Origin of the sequence: Nocardioides marinisabuli (genome assembly GCF_013466785.1) — a bacterium.
Taxonomy (GTDB): Bacteria; Actinomycetota; Actinomycetes; order Propionibacteriales; family Nocardioidaceae; genus Nocardioides; species Nocardioides marinisabuli.
The window spans coordinates 4,120,689-4,139,363 of record NZ_CP059163.1; the positions used below are offsets into that span (position 1 = coordinate 4,120,689).

At 71.7% G+C, this 18,675-nt stretch carries 13 protein-coding genes, 2 tRNA genes and 1 rRNA gene; 5 read left to right on the forward strand and 11 right to left on the reverse strand.

The window, feature by feature from the left end; genetic code table 11:
• Positions 1 to 387: 387 nt before the first annotated feature.
• From H0S66_RS19770 to tyrS, 3 genes are all read right to left on the reverse strand, one after another.
• Positions 388 to 1,912 (reverse strand): 16S ribosomal RNA (locus H0S66_RS19770).
• 421 nt (positions 1,913 to 2,333) lie between these two features.
• Entirely contained in the window at positions 2,334 to 3,398 is a 1,065-nt protein-coding gene (locus tag H0S66_RS19775; protein WP_179616877.1) for an alpha-hydroxy acid oxidase, read from the reverse strand.
• A 1-nt stretch (position 3,399) separates the two neighbouring features.
• Positions 3,400 to 4,671, reverse strand: coding sequence for a tyrosine--tRNA ligase (tyrS, locus tag H0S66_RS19780; protein ID WP_179616878.1), 1,272 nt, complete (start codon positions 4,669 to 4,671; stop codon positions 3,400 to 3,402).
• A gap of 136 nt (positions 4,672 to 4,807) precedes the next feature.
• Between tyrS and H0S66_RS19785 the strand changes: the two genes are divergently transcribed.
• Positions 4,808 to 6,277: a serine/threonine-protein kinase gene (locus H0S66_RS19785; RefSeq protein WP_179616879.1), complete on the forward strand. Its 1,470-nt coding sequence runs from the start codon at positions 4,808 to 4,810 to the stop codon at positions 6,275 to 6,277.
• Between the two features lie 50 nt (positions 6,278 to 6,327).
• Entirely contained in the window at positions 6,328 to 9,579 is a 3,252-nt protein-coding gene (locus H0S66_RS19790; RefSeq protein WP_179616880.1) for a hybrid sensor histidine kinase/response regulator, read from the forward strand.
• Here the strand turns inward: H0S66_RS19790 and H0S66_RS19795 are convergent.
• Complete coding sequence (locus H0S66_RS19795; RefSeq protein ID WP_179616881.1) at positions 9,569 to 11,086, reverse strand: LCP family protein; 1,518 nt, start codon at positions 11,084 to 11,086, stop codon at positions 9,569 to 9,571. The two genes, H0S66_RS19790 and H0S66_RS19795, sit on opposite strands and share 11 nt — an antisense overlap.
• 106 nt (positions 11,087 to 11,192) lie before the next feature.
• A complete protein-coding gene (locus tag H0S66_RS19800) occupies positions 11,193 to 11,813 on the reverse strand; it encodes a hypothetical protein (protein WP_179616882.1) in 621 nt (206 codons plus the stop codon).
• A 79-nt stretch (positions 11,814 to 11,892) separates the two neighbouring features.
• On the opposite strand from H0S66_RS19800, the gene H0S66_RS19805 reads away from it, so the two are divergent.
• Together H0S66_RS19805 and H0S66_RS19810 are read left to right on the forward strand one after the other, a co-directional pair.
• The gene (locus tag H0S66_RS19805; protein ID WP_179616883.1) at positions 11,893 to 12,183 is read left to right on the forward strand and encodes a DUF3072 domain-containing protein; all 291 of its coding nucleotides are present in this window, start codon (positions 11,893 to 11,895) and stop codon (positions 12,181 to 12,183) included.
• 48 nt (positions 12,184 to 12,231) lie between these two features.
• Entirely contained in the window at positions 12,232 to 13,092 is an 861-nt protein-coding gene (locus H0S66_RS19810; protein ID WP_179616884.1) for a formate/nitrite transporter family protein, read from the forward strand.
• Positions 13,093 to 13,098: 6 nt separating this feature from the next.
• On the opposite strand, the gene H0S66_RS19815 is transcribed toward H0S66_RS19810, so the two are convergent.
• Together H0S66_RS19815 and H0S66_RS19820 are read right to left on the reverse strand one after the other, a co-directional pair.
• Positions 13,099 to 13,983 (reverse strand): mechanosensitive ion channel family protein, encoded by an 885-nt coding sequence (locus H0S66_RS19815; protein ID WP_179616885.1) that lies wholly within the window; start codon positions 13,981 to 13,983, stop codon positions 13,099 to 13,101.
• 34 nt (positions 13,984 to 14,017) lie between these two features.
• A tRNA-Ile gene (locus tag H0S66_RS19820) sits at positions 14,018 to 14,094 on the reverse strand.
• 206 nt (positions 14,095 to 14,300) lie between these two features.
• Here H0S66_RS19820 and H0S66_RS19825 point away from each other — a divergent pair.
• Positions 14,301 to 15,071, forward strand: coding sequence for a PIG-L deacetylase family protein (locus tag H0S66_RS19825; protein ID WP_179616886.1), 771 nt, complete (start codon positions 14,301 to 14,303; stop codon positions 15,069 to 15,071).
• A 62-nt stretch (positions 15,072 to 15,133) separates the two neighbouring features.
• On the opposite strand, the gene H0S66_RS19830 is transcribed toward H0S66_RS19825, so the two are convergent.
• From H0S66_RS19830 to H0S66_RS19845, 4 genes are all read right to left on the reverse strand, one after another.
• A tRNA-Asn gene (locus H0S66_RS19830) sits at positions 15,134 to 15,206 on the reverse strand.
• A gap of 55 nt (positions 15,207 to 15,261) precedes the next feature.
• On the reverse strand, positions 15,262 to 15,678 hold the full coding sequence (locus H0S66_RS19835) for a hypothetical protein (RefSeq protein WP_180923698.1): 417 nt from the start codon (positions 15,676 to 15,678) through the stop codon (positions 15,262 to 15,264).
• A 109-nt stretch (positions 15,679 to 15,787) separates the two neighbouring features.
• Complete coding sequence (gene dnaG / locus H0S66_RS19840; RefSeq protein WP_179616888.1) at positions 15,788 to 17,701, reverse strand: DNA primase; 1,914 nt, start codon at positions 17,699 to 17,701, stop codon at positions 15,788 to 15,790.
• 30 nt (positions 17,702 to 17,731) lie between these two features.
• Entirely contained in the window at positions 17,732 to 18,667 is a 936-nt protein-coding gene (locus H0S66_RS19845) for a 2-hydroxyacid dehydrogenase (RefSeq protein WP_179616889.1), read from the reverse strand.
• Positions 18,668 to 18,675: the final 8 nt, after the last annotated feature.

Consider the following 18,675-nt stretch of genomic DNA (forward strand, 5'->3'; position numbering starts at 1 on the left):
CACATCTAGAAAGACACGACCAACCACACCCACCCCACACAAGAGGCAGAAGCATTGATCGCGTCAGATGCTCGCGTCCACTATCCAATTCACAAACAACCAGCCCACCAAGCCCCCAACCCCACCATCCGGTGGACCTGGGATACCAGGAGGCAACCTGAGCAACCAGTCACCTGATCCCTCAAAGCTCAACAGTGTGCCAACCCCGACCCGACCAGCAGAGGACTCCAGGTTCCACACCCCCACACACGCTCAGCAGAGCGTGCATACGGGTAGTACTGAGAAGACCCCGCCCACCAGGAACGGAGACATCATCGACGATTCCACTAGTGAACACCACCATGCGTACCAGAACAGTCGTCTGGTATCGGGGCGTGTGCTCCTTAGAAAGGAGGTGATCCAGCCGCACCTTCCGGTACGGCTACCTTGTTACGACTTCGTCCCAATCGCCAGCCCCACCTTCGACGGCTCCCTCCCACAAGGGGTTAGGCCACCGGCTTCGGGTGTTGCCGACTTTCGTGACGTGACGGGCGGTGTGTACAAGGCCCGGGAACGTATTCACCGCAGCGTTGCTGATCTGCGATTACTAGCGACTCCGACTTCATGGGGTCGAGTTGCAGACCCCAATCCGAACTGAGACCGGCTTTTTGGGATTCGCTCCCCCTCACGGGATCGCAGCCCTTTGTACCGGCCATTGTAGCATGCGTGAAGCCCTGGACATAAGGGGCATGATGACTTGACGTCATCCCCACCTTCCTCCGAGTTGACCCCGGCAGTCTCCTATGAGTCCCCACCATCCCGAAGGACGTGCTGGCAACATAGGACGAGGGTTGCGCTCGTTGCGGGACTTAACCCAACATCTCACGACACGAGCTGACGACAGCCATGCACCACCTGTACACCGACTAAAAGGGGCCGTATCTCTACAGCTTTCCGGTGTATGTCAAACCCAGGTAAGGTTCTTCGCGTTGCATCGAATTAATCCGCATGCTCCGCCGCTTGTGCGGGCCCCCGTCAATTCCTTTGAGTTTTAGCCTTGCGGCCGTACTCCCCAGGCGGGGCGCTTAATGCGTTAGCTGCGGCACGGAATCCGTGGAATGGACCCCACACCTAGCGCCCAACGTTTACGGTGTGGACTACCAGGGTATCTAATCCTGTTCGCTCCCCACACTTTCGCTCCTCAGCGTCAGGTCATTCCCAGAGAACCGCCTTCGCCACCGGTGTTCCTCCTGATATCTGCGCATTTCACCGCTACACCAGGAATTCCGTTCTCCCCTGAATACCTCTAGTCTGCCCGTATCGAAAGCAAGCACCGAGTTAAGCCCGGTGTTTTCACTCCCGACGCGACAAACCGCCTACGAGCCCTTTACGCCCAATAATTCCGGACAACGCTCGCACCCTACGTATTACCGCGGCTGCTGGCACGTAGTTGGCCGGTGCTTCTTCTGTAGGTACCGTCACTTGCGCTTCGTCCCTACTGAAAGAGGTTTACAACCCGAAGGCCGTCATCCCTCACGCGGCGTTGCTGGATCAGGCTTCCGCCCATTGTCCAATATTCCCCACTGCTGCCTCCCGTAGGAGTCTGGGCCGTGTCTCAGTCCCAGTGTGGCCGGTCACCCTCTCAGGCCGGCTACCCGTCGAAGCCTTGGTAGGCCATTACCCCACCAACAAGCTGATAGGCCGCGAGCACATCCCCCACCGAAAAAACTTTCCACCACCATCTCATGCGAGAAGCGGTCATATCCGGTATTAGACCCCGTTTCCGAGGCTTATCCCGAAGTGAGGGGCAGATTACTCACGTGTTACTCACCCGTTCGCCGCTCGTGTACCCCGAAGGGCCTTACCGCTCGACTTGCATGTGTTAAGCACGCCGCCAGCGTTCGTCCTGAGCCAGGATCAAACTCTCCGTTGAAAAACAACACCACACCAACCCTCTCGCGAGAGCCGATGCAGAAAAAGAGATGCCTGACAAGAGAACAAAACTGACAATTGTCAGAATCATCGTCTTACCAAAGAAACCATCAACCACAAACATCGCAAAGACATCCATGATCGACGGGGCATAACAAACTAATTCGTCGACTATGACACACTGTTGAGTTCTCAAGAATCAGACGCACACCGTCCCAGCACCTCTCGGTACCAGCGGCGGGGCTCTGTGCTCGTCGTCGCAGCGAGCTGCGATCTGAGCGGTGGTCGTCCTGGGGCCGGGAGCCCGGCCAGACCGGCCTTGCTCCCCGCCGCTCCCTGGCGACATGGAAAACATTAGGCGAACGTCCGCTGGACGACAAATCGAGTGGGCGTGACCCGGAGCACATACGCGTTTGCGCAGGTCAGAGGGGGTGTGGCCGTTCCTGGCGTGTGTCGGGCAGCAGCTCGCGGGTGTCAGCGGGCGTGCGGCACCCCGCCAGCCGCATGGCCTCGACGGTCTCGTCGAGCAGCGCGGCGTGCCAGCGCGCCACGCCCGCCTCGCCGTCGACCAGCGCGTGCAGCACCGGCCGCCCGACGAAGACGGCGTCGGCGCCGGCGGCCAGTGCGGTGAGCACGTCGAGGCCGCTGCGCACTCCCCCGTCAACGTAGACCTCGGCCTCCTCGCCCACGGCCGCCCGGACGTCGGGCAGCGCGTCGGCGGTGCTGACGCTGCGGTCGAGCTGGCGCCCGCCGTGGGTGGAGACCCACACCGCGGCCGCACCGGCCTGGACGCAGCGTCGGGCGTCGTCGCCGCGCAGGACGCCCTTGACCACGACGGGCAGACCGGTGCGGTCGCGCAGCCAGTCGATGTCGTGGGGTCCCAGGTCGAGCGCCTTCTCCGAACCAGGTTGGTCGTCGTGGCCCGGGCCGAAGTTGACGCGGGTCCACGCCGGGTCGGCGACGTCCCAGATCAGCGCCTGCGTGGGGTGCCAGGTGGCGACCACCGGGGTGTCCACGGTCAGGACCACCGCAGCGGCACCGGCCTCGACGGCCCGGTCGAGCAACGGGCCGGCCAGCGTGCGGTCGGAGGGCAGGTAGACCTGGAGCCACCAGGTGACCCCGGTGGCGGCGATGTCGGCGAAGGTGCTGCCCGCGTTGCTCGAGACCACCATCACCGCGCCGGCCGCCGCGGTGGCGCGCGCCGTGGCCACCTCCCCGTCGGGGTGCACGGCCTTCTGGAGCGAGGTGGGGGCGACGCCGAAGGGGGCCCGGCTGGTGCGACCGAGCAGCGCGACGGAGGGGTCCACGTCGGTGACGTCGCGCAGCACGTGCGGGTGCAGCCGCAGCCGGCCCCAGGCCTGCGTGGCCTCACCCGCGGTGACCGAGGCACCGCTGCCGTGCTCGACGTACTCGCGCAGCGGGGTGCTCATCGACCCGGCGGCGCGCGCCGGCAGACCCGCCAACCAGCTGCCGCCCGGGTCGCCCACCTCAGACGACCTCGACGCCCTTGAAGCTCTTCTTGCCCTTGCGCAGCACCAGCCAGGTGCCGCCCAGGAGGTCGTCGGCCCCCGGCACGTGCTCGGGGTCCTCGACCCGGACGTTGTTGAGGTAGGCGCCGCCCTCACCCACGGTGCGCCGCGCGTCGCCCCGGCTCTTGGCCAGGCCGGTCTCCACGAGGAGGTCGACGACCGAGGGCAGGCCCTGCTCGCCCCGCACCTGCAGCACGCCGGTCTCGCGCAGCGCCGCCCCCAGGGTGTCGGGGCTGAGCTCGCGCATCTCCCCGCCGCCGAAGAGCGCCGCCGAGGCGGCCTGGATGCGGGCGGTCTCGTCGGCGCCGTGCACCAGGGAGGTCATCTCCTCGGCGAGGGCCTTCTGCCCGGCCCGCAGGAAGGGCTTCTCGGCGTGCAGCGCCTCGAGCTCCTCGATGCGGGCGTGGTCGAGGAAGGTGAACGCACGCAGCAGCTCACCGACCTTCTCGTCCTCGACGTTGAGCCAGAACTGGTAGAAGGCGTAGGGCGAGAGCATCTCGGGGTCCAGCCACAGGGCGCCGCCCTCGCTCTTGCCGTACTTGGTGCCGTCGGCCTTGGTGATCAGCGGCGTCACGAAGGCGTGCACCCGGGCCCCGTCGGCACGGCGCACGAGCTCGACGCCGCCGGTGATGTTGCCCCACTGGTCCGAGCCGCCGAGCTGCAGCGTGACGCCGTGCGCCCGGTGCAGGTGCAGGTAGTCCATCGACTGCAGCAGGATGTAGGAGAACTCGGTGTAGCTGATGCCGTCGTCGAGGCGGTTGCGCACCACGTCGCGCGCCAGCATCCGGTTGACCGGGAAGTGCTTGCCGATGTCGCGCAGGAAGTCGATCGCCGAGACGTTCTCGGTCCAGTCGAGGTTGTTGACCATGGTCGCACCGTTGGCGCCGTCGAAGTCGAGGAACGGCTCGACCTGGCTGCGGATGCGCTGCACCCAGTCGGAGACCGTCTCGACGGTGTTCAGGGTGCGCTCGCCCGAGTCGCGGGGGTCACCGATCATGCCGGTCGAGCCGCCGACGAGCACGAAGGGCGTGTGGCCGGCGCGCTGGAGCCGCATGGCGGTGACGATCTGCAGCAGGTTGCCCATGTGCAGGCTCGGCGCCGTGGGGTCGAAGCCGACGTAGTAGCGGACGCTGTCCTCCGCGAGCGCGGCGCGCAGCGCGTCGCGGTCCGTCGAGTGCGCGACGAGGCCGCGCCACTCGAGGTCGTCGAGGAGGGTGGGGTCGATGCTCACGTCTGTGCCTTCTCCGCAGGCGGGGTGCGGACGGACCGTCCGCCGGACGGTGCCAAGCCTGCCTCATCGCCGACCGGGCCGACCACCCGGTTGGCCCGCGACGCCCTATCCTCGGGCACATGGAGGTCGGGCGGGCGTGATCGCGGGCAGGTACACCCTCGAGCGGGAGATCGGTCGAGGCGGCATGGGCGCGGTCTGGCTGGGCCGCGACGAGATGCTGGGCCGGGCCGTGGCGATCAAGCGCCTGGGGGCCGTGCCGGGCCAGGACCCCGACGACCGCGAGCGCGCCGAGCGCGCCGAGCGGGAGGCCAGGCTGGCCGCCCGCCTGAGCCACCCCCACGTGGTGGCCGTCTACGACCTCGTCGAGCAGGACGACGAGCAGTACCTGGTCATGGAGCACGTCGACGGCACCAACCTGGCGGGCTACCTGCGCGCCGAGGGACCGCTCTCCCCCGACCGGGCCGCCGAGCTGCTCGGACAGGCCGCCGAGGCGCTCGCCGCCGCCCACGAGGCCGGCATCGTGCACCGCGACGTGAAGCCCTCCAACATGCTGGTCACCGCCGACGGGCAGGTGAAGCTCTCCGACTTCGGCATCGCCAGGGCCGAGGCGGACCCCTCGCTGACCCGGACCGGGCTGGTGACCGGCTCCCCCGCCTACCTGGCACCCGAGGTGGCCTCGGGCGCCAGCGCCACCGCCCGCAGCGACGTCTGGTCGCTGGGTGCCTCGCTCTACCACGCGCTGGCCGGGCACCCGCCGTACGAGGTGAGCGACAACGTGCTCGGCGCGCTCTACCGCATCGTGCACGAGGAGCCGCCGCGCCTCGAGCAGCCCGGGTGGCTGGGGCCGCTCCTCGAGGCGACCATGTGCCGCGACCCCGAGCAGCGCTGGGACATGGCCACGGTGAGCGACGTGCTGCAGCGCGGTCCCGGCTCCTCGGCGCCCACCCCTCCACTGCCGCGCCGCCACGACACCCGCTCCCTCGAGACGATCGCGCCCGTCACGACCGGCGGGCACCCCACCGTCATCCCCTCGGCCGAGCCGCCGCCCGGGCCCGCGACCGGGCCCACGACCGGGCCTGCGACCGGGTCGGGAACGCCGTCCGAGGGGCGACGCCGCGGCGCGCTGGCGCCGCTGGCGCTGGGCGCCGCCGTGGTGGCCGTCCTGGTCGTGATCGCCTTCGCCGTGGGGCAGGGCCGCGACCCGGGCGGCGACGGGGCGGCCGGCACCGACCCCACCAGCACCGCCGGCAGCACACCCGAGGACACCGGCTCCGCGCAGCCCGAGCGGCCGAGCGCCGAGGACATCGAGGAGTTCGCCAGCGGCTACGTGAGCACCGCGGTCGCCGACCCCGAGGAGGGGTTCGCGCTGCTGACCCCTTCCTACCAGCGCGCCAGCGGTGGACTGGACGGCTACACCGGGTTCTGGGGCAGCGTGCGCGAGGTGCGCGACTTCGAGATGGTCGAGGCCGACCCGGTGTCAGGCACGGCGACCTACGACTACACCTACCGACGTGCCGGGGTCGGCACGGTCAGCGAGCGGGTCGAGCTCACCCTGCAGCAGCAGCCGGGAGGCGATCTGCTCATCTCGGGCGCGCGCACGTTGTGACGGCGCCGGAGGGCCCTGAGGCCCTAGGGTGTGGCGGGGCGGGAGGTGCGATGACGACTGGCGAGGTGTACCGCGACATCGTCGAGCGCTCTCCCGACGGCATCTGGGTCGTCGACCTGGCCGGCCGGACGATCTACGCCAACCCGGCCATGGCGCGCCTGTACGGCGTGGAGCACGACGAGATGCAGCGCGTGCCGATGCAGGCGACGCTCGACGAGGTCGGTCGCACCCAGCTGGAGGCGCACCTGGTGCAGGTGCGCGACGGGCACGTCGAGGACGACTCGGTCGAGGTCCAGCTCGTGCGCCGCGACGGCAGCATCGTCTGGGTGCTGGTGCGCGAGTGCGCGGTCCGCGACGAGGCGGGACGGCCGACCGCGGTGCAGATGACGTTCAGCGACTACGACGAGCGTCGCGCCGCCGCGCTGGCCCACGAGGAGAGCCTGCGCCGGCTCGAGGAGGCCCAGGAGATCGCCCGGATCGGGGCCTGGACGTGGGACCTGGGCACCGGCGAGATCCTGGGCTCCGAGCAGATCGACCGCCTCTTCGACACCGACGCCACGAACGAGCCGTGGACCCTCGACCGCTTCGTCGAGAAGGTCCACCCCGACGACCGGGACCGGGTGCGCGCCGTGGTGGCCGACGGGCTCGCCGGCAGGGGCGACCTCGACTTCACCGTGCAGGTCCTGGTGGGCGAGGAGTGGCGCTGGGCCCGTGGCCGCGGCGTCCTGCAGGACGACCCCGACCACCCCAGGATGATCGGCACCCTCCAGGACGTCACCGAGAGCAAGCAGACCGAGCTCGCGCTGGCCGACCAGGCGGCCCAGAACACCTTCATGCAGACCGTCTCGACCGCGGCCAACGACGCCGAGACGTTCGACCAGCTGCTGCGCCAGGCACGCGACCTGGTGCTGCTGCACGACGACTGGGAGCGGGCCCGCGCCTTCACCGTCCGCGACGGGCGTCTGGTCCCCTTCTACGTCGACGCCGACGCAGCCGACGAGGACCGCGCCGACCCGGTCACGGCGCGTGCCGAGCTCGCGCTGGCCCAGCGCGTCCTCGAGGAGGGCGGGGTCCTGTGGGACCAGGCGCGCCTGACGATCGCCTTCCCGGTGGTCCTGCTCGACGAGGTGTGGGCCGTGCTCACGATCACCTCCGCCCCGCCGCTCTACCGCCACGCCATGATCGAGCAGATGGTGGAGCACGTGTCGATGCAGATGGCCCGTGTCGCCTGGCGCGAACGGGTCCGCCAGGAGCTGGCCGAGGCCCGCGACCAGGCGATGGAGGCCTCCCGGCAGAAGTCGGAGTTCCTGGCCACGATGAGCCACGAGATCCGCACCCCGCTCAACGGCGTGATCGGGCTCAACGACCTCCTGCTGCGCACCTCCCTCTCCGGGGAGCAGCAGCGCCTGGCCGCCGGGGTGCAGGTCGCCAGCCGCGCCCTGCTGGGGGTCATCAACGACATCCTCGACTTCTCGAAGATCGAGGCGGGCCGGCTCGAGCTGGAGGTCCTCGACTTCGAGGTGCGCCCGGTGCTCGACCAGGTGGTGGGCGTGCTGGCCGGCCAGGCCCGCGCCAAGGGGCTGGAGCTGACCCTGTCGTGCGCGCCCGAGGTGCCCCGGGTGCTGGCCGGCGACCCCACACGCATCGCGCAGGTGCTCACCAACCTCGTCTCCAACGCCGTGAAGTTCACCGAGCACGGCCGTGTCGACGTCGACGCCACCGCTCGGCCCGGCGAGGACGGGGACGGTGGCGGGGACACCACCCTCGTCGTCACCGTGACCGACACCGGCATCGGGGTGCCGCCCGACAAGGTCGCCGGGCTGTTCGACCCCTTCACCCAGGCCGACGCCTCCACGACCCGCATGTACGGCGGCACCGGCCTGGGCCTGGCCATCTCGCACGAGATCGTGCAGGCGCTCGGCGGCAGCCTCGAGCACCGCCCGAACCCGACCGGTGGCGCCGTCTTCACCGCGCGGGTCCCCCTCGCGCCCCCCACCGGCGACGTCGTCGACGCCGCCGACGAGCAGGCCCGCGCGCTGCTCGGCGGGCGCCGCGTGCTGGTGGTCGACGACAACCCGGCCAACCGCCTGATCCTCGTCGAGCAGCTCGGCTGGTGGGACCTGGAGGTCGAGGTGGCGGCGTCGGTCGACGAGGCGCTGGCCGCGACCGCCCGGGCCGGGCGCGAGGCGGCGCCGTACGCCGCGGTGCTGCTGGACATGGCCATGCCCGAGCGCGACGGCCTCGACCTGGCCCGCACCCTGCGCGCCGACCCCGCCCACGACGCGACCGTGCTGCTGATGCTGACGTCGATGACCCACCTCGGCACCGCGGAGCTGCGCCGGGCGGGTCTCGACGACTGCCTGGTCAAGCCGGTGCTCTCGGGGGTGCTGCGCACCACGCTGCTCGAGCACCTGGCGACCGCCCCGGCCGACGCGGGCCAGCCCCAGCGCCCCGGTCGTCGCCACCGCGTGCTGGTCGTCGAGGACAACCCGGTCAACCAGATGGTCGCCGGGGGGCTGCTCCAGCACCTCGGCTACGACCACGACACCGTCGACGACGGCCGGGCGGCCGTGGAGGCGGTGGCCGCCGGCGGCTGGGACGCGGTGCTGATGGACGTGCAGATGCCCGTGCTCGACGGGTACGCCGCGACCCGGTGCATCCGCGCGGCCGAGGCCGACGCCGGCGCGCCCCGGCTGCCCGTGATCGCGATGACCGCCGCCGCCGTGGAGGGCGAGCGCGAGCGGTGCGCCGAGGCCGGCATGGACGACTACCTGACCAAACCGGTCGACCCGGCCGCGCTCGCCGAGACCCTCGCCCGCTGGCTCGACGCCGCGCCCGACTGCGCAGCCACCGACACCCGGCACCACCTGCCACCCGGCACCGAACCCCAGGAGACCGCGATGAGCGAGCCCGTCCCGCCCACGCACGACCCCGCGCTGGCCGGCATCGACGTCGACCGGCTCGAGATGCTGCGCGAGCTCGACGAGGACAGCACCGACTACCTCGACCGCGCCATCGCGAACTTCTCCCGCAACTGCGGCGAGGCCATGACCGCGATGGGCGACGCGATCGCCGCGGGTGACGCCGACGCCCTGCGCCAGGCCTCGCACAAGCTCGCCGGCGGCGCGCTCAACCTCGGCGTGACCTACGCGGGCGAGGCGGTGCGGCGCATCGAGCAGGTCGCCGACAGCGGGACCGTCGAGGGCGCCGCCGACCTGCTGCCCCAGGCCGACGAGGCGCTCGAGCGGGGCCGCGCGGCGCTGGCCTCCTACCAGGAGTGGTACCGGGGCCTCAGCGGCTGACCGGCTCCGTCGTCGTGCTGCCGGGGTCCTGGGCCTCGACGACGTCGTCGCCGGTCCAGGCGCACGAGCCCTCGGTGCCGCGGGCCCGGTCGGGGTCGGCCTTGCGAACCGAGCGCTCGGGCGGGTCGATGGCCCGCGCCACCGTCGCCCGCACGTGGTCGTAGTCGGGGTCGCCGGAGGAGAAGCGCTCCGAGGGCTTGAAGACCACCGAGCGGACCTTGGCGTCCTTCATCCGCAGCCCCAGCTCGACGAACGACGGCAGCAGGTCGCGCGGGATGTCGGTCGTCACGATGTCCATGCCGGCCTCGGCGAGCCCGGTGTAGCGGCGCAGCAGCGTCATCGGGTCGGCGGCCTCGATGATGGCGTCGACCGCACAGCGCTGCCGCTCCATGCGGCGGTAGTCGTCGGAGCCGTAGCGGCCGCGGGCGAACCACAGGGCGTGGAACCCGTCGAGGTGCTGGTCGGGCCCCGGCTCGATCCACGCGGTCGGCTCGATGCCGGCGTCGGTGTTGCCGTTGACGGCCACCGGCTCGTTCACGTTGACGGTGATGCCGCCGATCGCGTCGACCACCTGCTCGAACCCACGCAGGTTGACCAGCACGTAGTAGTCGACGTCGATGCCCAGGGAGCCGGCGACGGCGAGCTTGAGGGCGTCGGCGCCCTCGTCGGCCCCCTCCTCCGCGCTGGCACCCAGGACGCCGGGGTGCAGCAGCGGCACCTGGCCGTAGACCGCGTTGAGCATGTAGCCGGCCGGGTCGCCGTAGCCCGTGAAGCCGTCGGGGTAGAGCTCGTGCAGCACGCTGCCTTCGGGGAACTGGGCGTACATCATGTTGCGCGGCAGCGAGAAGAGGACCGTCTTCCCGGTGGCGGTCTCGATGCTGGCCAGGATCAGGCTGTCGGTGCGCACCCCCGCGCGGGAGTCGGAGCCGTCGCCGCCCAGGAGCAGCACGTTGACGCGCTCGCGCCCGCCCCAGGGGTCGGCCACCGTCACGTCGCGCGGGATGGTGGCGCTGCGCGGGGCCTCCTCGAAGACCGTCTCGACGAGGTCGGCCTGCACCGTGGCGTAGCGCGCCGCGACCCCGAGCGGAGCACCGACCAGGACGACCAGCAGCAGCACGAAGGCGTGGCCGGCCACGGTCGCGGTGCGCGAGCGGCGGACGGGACGGGCCTGGCGGTAGGTCAGCCAGACCGTCAGGGCCCAGACCCCCAGCCCGACCAGCGCCACCGCGGCCAGCACCTTCAGGCGCCCGGGGTCCATGGCCAGGTCGATGAGGGCGCGCAGGTCGGCCGCCCGGCTCGCCATCCCGACGGCGTACGCCGCCGCCACGCAGCTGGGCACGAGCACCAGCAGGCCCAGCAGCGTGCGACCGGTCCAGACGAAGCCGGAGCCCGGGAGCAGGGCGCCCATCAGGGTCACCCCGACGGTGCCGGGCAGCCCCTGCGCGCGCCGGCGCGACGGGGGGCGGCGACGCTTGCCGCGGCGCGGTGGGGCGCTGGGCTCGTCCATGACGACCTCGCTGGCAGGGGGAGACGGGCGCTGGGAAGGTACCAGCCGCGCCGGGCCCCGACGGGGACCTCGGCGCGGGGCTCGTCAGGCTTTGCCGTCGTGCGGCTCAGCGGCCGGTGAGGCGTCCGGTGGCGACGTCGCGGTGCAGCGCCACGTCGGCGGCGTACACCTCCTCGACCAGGTCGCGGGTGGCGGCCGAGACCTCGTGCTGGCGCTCGGGCGAGACGTTGCGCTGCTTGAGCTGGCTCTTGCGCGCCTTCTTGGGCCCCAGGCACTCGTGCAGCCAGGCCAGGAAGTCGTCGAGGTCCTCGTAGCGGTAGAGCCGGTCGACGCCGGGGGCGCCGTCGGGGCCGGTGACGTAGCTGGACTGCGAGGGCAGGTCGATCTCGCCGGTCGACACCCGGCCCACGAACTCGTCGAAGCTCATCTCGCCGGTGTACGTCGCGGTGCCAACGATGCCCGGCCGCGAGCGGTAGCGCCACCACGACGACATCCAGGACACCGGGTCGCGCACCAGGGCCGCGACCTCGTAGCCGGTGCGCGGGTAGCCGTGCTCGTCGAGCAGCGGGGCGATGTCACGCTCGAAGCCCTGCACCCCGACGTGCTTGAGCGAGTGCGGGCCCGAGGTCACGAGCTGGGCGTGCTTGGCGAAGGCCGCCTCCAGCGCGGTGGAGCCCGACTTGGGCACGGCGAGGACGACGAAGCCGTACTTGGGGGCGGCGATCATGGCTCCAGTCTGCCGCGTGGCCGGCCCTCACCCCACAGGGGCCTTGGGGCGGTGGTCCCCGGTGGGTAGCGTCACCGGCATGGAATCGAACGCACGTACGAACGACGTCCCCGCCGAGCAGCCCGAGGTCCTGGGTGCCGAGCGCCCCGACCCCAGCGCCACCGAGAAGGACCCCTCGGACTGGGTCAGCGGCGACGAGCCGGCCACCGGTGCCCAGAAGAGCTACCTCGACACGCTGGCCCGCGAGGCCGGCGAGACCATCGACGCCGACCTCACCAAGGCCGAGGCCTCCCAGCACATCGACCGGCTCCAGACCGGTGACCAGGGCGGCGGCCAGAAAAGTGACCAGAGCGGTGACGCGCAGGGCTGAGCGGCGCGGCGCGCGGCGGGGCGGCACGACCGGCCACAGGATGGGCCCATGAGCGAGCACCCGTCCACCGGCGACCGCGACCACGCGGACGACCCCTCGCGCTCGCGCGGCAGCACCGACGGGCCGCTCGAGGACGAGCTCGAGGACGCCATCGACCGCCAGCTCGACGAGGGCGTGCAGCGGATGGGCCGCGGCGTGGTGGCCACCGCGGTCACCGGCTTCTTCGGCGGTTCCGAGGTGGCCTTCGGGGTGCTGGCGCTGCTCGCGGTCTACCACGAGACCGGCAGCCACCTGCTGGCCGGCATCGCCTTCTCGCTGGGCTTCGTGGCGCTGCTGCTGGCGCGCTCGGAGCTCTTCACCGAGGGCTTCCTCATCCCGGTGGTGACGGTGGCCGCACGACGGGCGCGGTTCCGCTCGCTGCTGCGGCTGTGGGGCCTGACGCTGCTGGGCAACCTGCTCGGCGGCTGGGTGATCATGTGGCTGGTCGTGCAGGCCTTCCCGGCCTACCACTCCGACCTGGTCGACATGGGCACCCACTTCGTCGACGCGGGCCTGTCGCTGGAGACCTTCAGCCTCGCCGTGCTCGCCGGCGCCGCCATCACCCTGATGACCCGCATGCAGCAGGGCACCGACGAGATGGTCGCCAAGATCATCGCGGCCGTGGCCATCGGCTTCCTGCTCGCGGGCCTGCAGATGTTCCACTCCATCCTCGACTCGCTGATGGCCTTCGGCGCCCTGCACACCGGCGAGGCCGGCTTCGGGTACGCCGACTGGGCGCGGTGGTTCTCCTGGACCGTGCTCGGCAACATGGTCGGCGGCATCGGCCTGGTCACGCTGCTGCGCCTGGTGCGCAGCCGCGACCGCGTCGCCGCCGAGCGCGAGCGGGCGGCGTACGACGCGAGGGGCTGAACGCGCCTAGCCCGAGGAGTCGCGCACCCCGCCGCCGGGGGTCACCTCGGCCTCGCCCGAGATCGCGGCGCGCAGGCTCGGGGTGGCCTGCAGGACGACGATGTCGGCCGGCATCTCGATGCCGGCCCCGTCGAGCGCGGCCTTGACCGACCGGATGGCGGCGTCGGTGGCCAGCACGACGTCGTGCTGGTCGGGCGCGCACCAGAAGCGGGCCTCGATGTCGACCGTGGAGACCCCCAGCTGGGTCACGACGGCCTCCGGCTCGGGGGTGTCGTCGACGCGCGGCAGGTTCTCCTCCAGCGCCGCGCGGATCTCCCGGCACGCCTCGCCGGTGTCGTTCTCGTAGGCGATCCCGACGACGAAGGCCACCCGGCGGCTCGGGAAGTGGGTGCGGACCGTGATGACCGCCTTGTAGACGTCGCGGTTGGGGATCAGCACGAGCTGTCCGTCGAAGGTCCTGAGCCGGGTCTCGCGGATCGTGATCGCCTGGACGGTGCCGGAGACCTCCCCCACGCTGATCTGGTCACCGGAGCGGAACGGCTGGCGCAGGATGAGCAGCAGGCCGGAGAGCAGGTTCTCCAGGATGTCCTGGAACGCGAAGCCGGCGGCCACCGAGAAGAACCCGAGCCCGGCGAGCATGTTGACCGGCTTGACCGAGGGGAAGACCAGCACGACGGCGGCCATCACCGCGAGGAACAGCAGCACCCAGCCAGCCAGCTTGCTCATCACCGTCGTGAAGCTCGGGGTGTGCCGCGAGCGCAGGAGCCGCTGCAGGACCCACCGCAGCCCCCGCGACAGCAGGTACCCGAGCACGACGACCCCCAGGGCCAGCAGCACCCGGGGCCCGGCCCCGACCAGCGCGTCGAGCAGGTCGGCCGCCTTGTCACCCATGCCGGGCACAGTAGCCCCAGGCACGGCGATCCCCTGGTAGGGCGGGTGGGGCTCGAACCCACGACCCAAGGATTATGAGTCCTCTGCTCTGACCGGCTGAGCTACCGCCCCTCGGCGTCGTACCTTAGCCAGCCTCCCCCACCGCGGGTGCCGCCGGGCCCGGGAGTTTCATCGGGTGCCCGACAGAGCTCCCGCCGGGACGATGAACCTTCATGGTGCCGGCGACAGGTGCATCGGGTGCCCGATGAAACTCCCGCGGGCGCCCGGCCCCCGGCGGAGGGGATGCGCGGCCGGGCGGGGCGTGCCAGTCTCGGGGGATGTCGCAGCCGACCGAGACACCGCAGCCCCTGGAGCACCTCGACGAGACCTGGCAGCGGATGCTGTGCGTGGTCGCGCACCCCGACGACCTGGAGTTCGGGGCCGCGGCGGCGGTGGCGCGCTGGACCGGGCAGGGCAAGGAGGTCGCCTACTGCATGGTCACCAGCGGTGAGGCCGGCATCGACGCGCTGCACCCCGACGAGGCGAGGCCGCTGCGCGAGCAGGAGCAGGTCGACAGCGCCAGGGTCGTCGGGGTCGACGTGGTCGAGTTCCTCGGCCTGCCCGACGGGGTGCTGGAGTACGGCGTCGCGCTGCGGCGGGTGATCGCCGAGGTCGTGCGCCGCCACCGCCCCGACATCGTCCTGACCGGCAACTTCCGCGAGACCTGGGGCGGGCGCAACCTCAACCAGGCCGACCACATCGCCGTCGGCCAGGCGGTCCTTGACGCCGTGCGCGACGCCGGCAACCGCTGGGTCTTCCCCGAGCAGCTCACCGGCGAGCGGTCCGTCGGCACCCTCGAGTCGTGGGGCGGGGTGCGCGAGGTGTGGGCGTTCGGCTCCCCGCAGGCCACCCACGCGGTCGACACGACGAGCAGCTTCGACGCCGGCGTCGCCTCCCTCGAGGCGCACCGGGCCTACATCGACGGCCTGGGCTGGGAGGACTTCGACGCCCGCGAGTTCCTCGAGGGCATGGCCCGCGCGAGCGGGCAGCGCCTCGGCACCCCGCTGGCCGCGCCCTTCGAGGTGTTCGCGATGGGCTGGGGCGAGTAGCCCCGCCAGCAACGCCGAAGGGCCCGCCGCGACGATGTCGCGTGCGGGCCCTTCGCTCTCTGCTCCCCCGGTTGGACTCGAACCAACAACCCTCCGATTAACAGTCGAATGCTCTGCCAGTTGAGCTACAGGGGATCGGTGCAGCGCGCACACAGTAGCAAGGTGCTCGGGCGGTGAGAAATCGAGGTCCTCAGCCGCCCTCGACCTGCTGGCGGGCCAGGGCGAGCGCCTGCTCGGCCGCCTCCCGGACCGCCGGATCCGCGGGGTCGACGCCCTCGTCGTACTCGTAGAACCAGCGCACCGGCTCGCGCCCGGACGGCGCCCGGCGGGCCACCACCCGCAGTCCGCGGCGCGGGCCGAGGGAGACCTGGTGCTGGTAGACCATGCTGGCCGTCACCCGCTCGCGGACCAGCTCCAGCAGGCGGGTGGCCTCGTGCAGCACCAGCTCGTGCTCGACGCGCTGCTCGCCCCACGAGCCGACCTCGCTGACGCGCAGCGTGTCGGTCTCGGCGTCCCAGTCGGCCGCCTCGACCTGCTCCCAGGGCAGCCGGCGCACCGGTGCCTGGCCCCGCCGCAGGTAGAGCGCATCGCGGCTGCCGCCGACCACGGGCCGTCGGGGCCGTCGGGACCGTCGGGGCCTTCGGGGCCGGCCCAGGCCAGCAGCCGCTCGCCGCGGGCGACGTCGAGGTCGGGCCGGGCGCTCCGCCGAGAGAACCTCATGCGCCCACCACCCGGTCGCGCAGCGCGCGGCGGTGCTGCTCGAGCGCGGCCAGCTCGCCGAACATCCGGTTGTAGCTGTCGGGGTCGTCGACGGGGTTGGTGCGCTGGAGCCGCGACTTCACCTCCGTGATCCGCCGGGCCGCGGTCAGCTCGAGCAGGCGCAGCACGTGGTGGCCGACGTACGCCGCGTCGGGCTCCTTGTCGGTCAGCAGCGGCTCGACGGCCAGCATCGAGACCGCCGCCAGCACGTCGGGGTCGCTGGCACCGTCGCGCAGCCGCCCCGCCCACCCGGGGTCGCCCGCACCGGCGGCCGGGCCGCCGGCGGCGGCCACGACCGCCCACACGCCGCGGTAGGTGGGGTGGGTGAAGTCGTCGGGCCCGATGTCGGCGGTGCTGCGACCGATCGCCATCGGGTGCTGCACCACCAGCTTCAGCGTCTCGCGCTCGAGCTCGAAGCGGGGGTCGCGCAGGTCGGGCAGCGCCTGGCGCGCCGGGGCGGCCGGCTGCTCCCCCGCGCCGGGCGACGGGGCGCCGGTGGTGGCGCTGTCGCGCCGGTCAGGACGCCCGGACCTCTGCGGGCCGCGGGCCGCGGCCCGGCGCACCTCGGACCGCGCCTCGTCGGGGTCGGTGCCGACCATCTGCGCGAGCTCGCGCGAGAAGGCGTCGACCTTGGACTTGTCGCGCACGCTCGTGACCAGCTTGGCCCCCTCGCGCAGCGCGTCGACCCGGCCGTCGGCGCGGTCGAGGTCGAAGCGGGACACCACGTTCGAGAGCACGAAGCGGTAGAGCGGCACCCGGCGCGCCACGAGCTCGCGCACGGCGGCGTCGCCCTGCTGGATGCGCAGGTCGCAGGGGTCCATCCCGCCGGGCTCGACCGCGACGTAGGTCTGGGACACGAAGTTCTGGTCGCCGCCGAAAGCCCGCAGGGCCGCCTTCTGGCCCGCCGCGTCGCCGTCGAAGGTGAAGATCACCTCGCCGCGGAACTCCTCGTGGTCGTTGAGGAAGCGGCGCAGCACCCTGGCGTGCTCGTCGCCGAAGGCGGTGCCGCAGGTGGCCACCGCGGTGCCGACGCCGGCCAGGTGGCAGGCCATCACGTCGGTGTAGCCCTCCACGATGACTGCCTGGCTGGACCGGCCGATCTCGCGGCGCGCCAGATCGATGCCGTAGAGCACCTGGCTCTTCTTGTAGATCGGGGTCTCGGAGGTGTTGAGGTACTTCGCGTCGATGCGGTCGTCGTCGAAGATGCGGCGAGCACCGAAGCCGATGGTGTCGCCGGAGGCGTCGCGGATGGGCCACAGCAGCCGTCCACGGAACCGGTCGTACGGCGAGCGGCCGACCGCGACGAGCCCGCCGGTGGTCAGCTCGTCGACGCTGAACCCCTTCTGGCGCAGGTGCTTGAAGAGCGCCTCGCCGTCGCGCGGCGCGAAGCCGACACCGAAGGTCTGGGCGGCGGTCTGGTCGAAGCCGCGCTCGTCGAGGAACTGGCGGGCCACGAGGGCGTCGGGCGTGGCGAGCTGGTCGGCGTACCAGGCCTGCGCCTCCTTGTGCGCCTCCACGAGCCGGCCGCGCTGGGGGCCCTTGGGCTTCTCGTAGGTGCCGTCGCCCTCGTCGCGCTGCAGCGCCACGCCGGACTTGTCGGCGAGCCGCTCGACGGCCTCGCCGAAGGAGAGCCCGTCGATCTTCATCACGAAGCTGATGACGTCGCCGCCCTCCTGGCACCCGAAGCAGTGGAAGAAGCCGCGGGAGGGGGTGACGTGGAAGGAGGCGGACTTCTCGTCGTGGAAGGGGCACAGGCCCTTCATCGAGCCGCCGCCGGCGTTGCGCAGGGTCACGTACTGCGAGACGACCTCGTCGATACGGGCCTTCTCGCGCACCTCGGCGATGCTCTGCTCGCGAATCCTGCCCACCACGTCGGCGATCCTACGGGCGGGCGGGCGCGGTCAGTACTCGCCCGTCATCTGGTTGTGGAGGGGCTCCCCCGCGGCGTACCTCTCGAGCTGCTCGCGCACCAGCCGGTGGGCGCGCGGCCACATGGCCGAGGTGGCGCCGCCGACGTGCGGGGAGACCAGCAGACCGGGTGCGTCCCACAGCGGGTCGTCGGCGGGCAGCGGCTCGGTGTCGACCACGTCGACGGCCGCGACCAGGCGGCCGGCGTGCAGCTCGGCCAGCAGGTCGGCGGTGACGACGACCGGGCCCCGGGCCATGTTCACCAGCAGGGCGCCGTCCTTCATCCGCGCCAGCAGGTCGGCGTCGACCAGCCCCCGGGTCTCGTCGGTGAGCGGCACGATGAGCACCACCACGTCGGCGTCGCCGACCAGGTCGGGCAGCTCGTCGAAGCCGTGCACCGGCCCCCGCTCGGTCTCCCTGGCGGTGCGCGCGACCTTGACGACCTCGCACTCGTTGGGCAGCAGCCGGTCCTCGATCGCCTGGCCGATCGCGCCGTACCCGACGAGCAGGACCCGCTTGTCGGCGAGCGAGGGCCGCCACCGGGTGTTCCACCGGTGCTGGTCCTGGTCGCGGACCATGCCCGGCACGTCGCGCAGCGCCGCCAGCACCAGCGTCAGGGTCAGCTCGGCGGTGGAGGTGTCGTGGATGCCGCGGCCGTTGCACAGGGTGACGCCCTCGGGGACCCGGCTGCGCACGTTGTCGACGCCGGCGCTGAGGGTCTGCACCACCTGGAGGCCGCTCATCCGCTCCAGCACGTCGCCGACCTGCGGCCCCATGGCGTACGGCGTCACGTAGAAGGCGACGTCGGCGACCGTGTCGGGCACGTGCTCGCGGGGGTCGACGACCTCGTAGCGCAGACCGCGGGGCACCTCCCCCAGCTCGGCGGGGTCGAAGGGCAGCCAGACGAGCGGCTCGCGCTGATCGGTCATGGCCACAC

Excerpts from the sequence above, each read along its gene's own strand:
- H0S66_RS19790 (WP_179616880.1), top strand. The coding sequence starts at position 6,328 with ATGACGACTGGCGAGGTGTACCGCGACATCGTCGAGCGCTCTCCCGAC.
- H0S66_RS19795 (WP_179616881.1), bottom strand. The coding sequence starts at position 11,086 with ATGGACGAGCCCAGCGCCCCACCGCGCCGCGGCAAGCGTCGCCGCCCC.
- H0S66_RS19800 (WP_179616882.1), bottom strand. The coding sequence starts at position 11,813 with ATGATCGCCGCCCCCAAGTACGGCTTCGTCGTCCTCGCCGTGCCCAAG.
- H0S66_RS19805 (WP_179616883.1), top strand. The coding sequence starts at position 11,893 with ATGGAATCGAACGCACGTACGAACGACGTCCCCGCCGAGCAGCCCGAG.
- H0S66_RS19810 (WP_179616884.1), top strand. The coding sequence starts at position 12,232 with ATGAGCGAGCACCCGTCCACCGGCGACCGCGACCACGCGGACGACCCC.
- H0S66_RS19815 (WP_179616885.1), bottom strand. The coding sequence starts at position 13,983 with ATGGGTGACAAGGCGGCCGACCTGCTCGACGCGCTGGTCGGGGCCGGG.
- H0S66_RS19825 (WP_179616886.1), top strand. The coding sequence starts at position 14,301 with ATGTCGCAGCCGACCGAGACACCGCAGCCCCTGGAGCACCTCGACGAG.
- H0S66_RS19845 (WP_179616889.1), bottom strand. The coding sequence starts at position 18,667 with ATGACCGATCAGCGCGAGCCGCTCGTCTGGCTGCCCTTCGACCCCGCC.